This window comes from Oleiphilus sp. HI0079, assembly GCF_001635105.1.
Genome location: NZ_LWFT01000958.1, coordinates 1 through 1,697, shown reverse-complemented (window position 1 = coordinate 1,697; position 1,697 = coordinate 1). Strand labels below are relative to the sequence as shown.

Genomic DNA, 1,697 nt, shown 5'->3' with positions numbered 1-1,697 from the left:
TTCAATTGGCTCGTCATTATCGGCTGTTTCGTTGTGCTCGCTTCGTCGCTGCATTGGGCCTTGAAGATCGTTGCCTTAGCGATTCTTGGCGGGCGGCAACTTGGCCTAGGTATTCTACTGCACGAATGTTCGCATCAGGCATTTTTTAGTACGGTGCGTTTGAACCGTTTTGTTGGGCACTGGTTTGCTGGCATGCCCATGCTGATACCATTTGATTTTTATCGACCTTATCATTTAAAGCATCATGCCAAAACCGGAACGGATGAAGACCCGGATCTAGGAAATATCGCGCAATACCCAGTTACTAAGTCCAGCTTTTTGCGCAAGATCTTGCGCGATGCATTCGGCCTTTCTGGAAGTAAGATGCTCTACGGCGTATTGTTCTTTGTGTTGCCTGGTCGTCAGGGCAGCACTGTGTCGCTTGGCACAAACGAACAAGAAGGCGCTTACAATCAATCTGGATTGAAAAATTATACGCAGGTACTGTTGTGTCATGGCGCGATGATCGCGGTGTTTTACGGAGTCGGTCAGCCGTTGTTGTATGTGTACTGGTGGGTGGCGTTTATCTTTTTCTACCCATTCATTGTGCGCTTGCGTCAGATAGCTGAGCACGGCGCGATGCCCGCTTTTGCATCAGACGATGTAAGAGATACCACGCGGACGACGATTGCGCGATGGTGGGAGCGAGCGCTCTTTGCACCAAATTATGTGAATTACCATTGCGAGCATCATTTTTTGCCTACGGTGCCGAGCTATCACTTGCCAAAAATGCATGCTTTATTAAAGGCGCGAGGGTTTTATCAAGATAAACCAGAAGCGCTTATTGAGCGCGGCTATCCCGAGATCGTGCGCATTGCGAGCAGCGCAAGCTAGAGCCTTAATTCAGAACGCTGTTTGGGCTAGTGCTTGCCCTGAACAAAGCGAAACGAAGCGGTGTCTTTACCGCCGTGTTTTGATCGATACAGAGCTTGGTCTGCGCGATCAATAACCGAGAGCTCTGTATCACCGATGGTTGAGATTGTGCTGCCAATGCTGACCGTCAGCGGTTTTTGCAATCCAAAGTCATGTAAGCGTACCGCTTGCAGAAGTTTTGCTGCGATGATCGGTAAGGCGCCCTGATTGGTTTTGCTGGTTATGACGATGAACTCCTCTCCGCCCCAGCGTCCTGCGAAGTCAATTTCTCGAATACTGGAGCGAATAAGCGCAGCGAGCTCTGTGAGTATGCGGTCGCCCTCTAAATGCCCAAGTGTGTCATTCACGTGCTTAAAGTCGTCAATGTCGATGAGCAGTACCGCAAAAGGGCTCATTTCACGCTTTTGTCGTTCGAGTTCTATTTTAATAAACTCCTTAATTCGATAGCGATTCCATAGGCCTGTAAGGGCGTCTTTTCTGTAGAGTTCTTCCAGTTCTTTTGCGTGCTTCTCCAAATAGGCCTCATTGAGTGTTTTCTCAAGATTGAGTATCGCTACCATGAAAAGAACAATGGAGAATGCGGCGGCAAAACTTTGTAACTGCAAAAGGCTAATCCACGGAACGTCGCTTGAAAAAGGACCATGAGAGAGCCATGTCGCGACGATGGCAAAGCTAAGCACGCTAGCTTGCACCGTGAAGATCAAGCGCTGGCCATATCGAAAAAGTAGCGCAAACAGCATGGGCAGAAGAAGAAATATGGCGTAATCGATGTGTCCCGGGAAGTG

Annotated in this window: 2 protein-coding genes; one reads left to right on the top strand and one right to left on the bottom strand. The window is 48.8% G+C overall.

Features of this window, described 5'->3' with window-relative positions:
• On the top strand, nt 1-873 hold an 873-nt coding region (locus A3750_RS17505; RefSeq protein ID WP_068548524.1), incomplete at its 5' end, for a fatty acid desaturase family protein.
• A gap of 26 nt (nt 874-899) precedes the next feature.
• Here A3750_RS17505 and A3750_RS17500 read toward each other — a convergent pair.
• The coding region (locus A3750_RS17500; RefSeq protein WP_156498691.1) for a GGDEF domain-containing protein at nt 900-1,697 on the bottom strand (798 nt) is incomplete at its 5' end.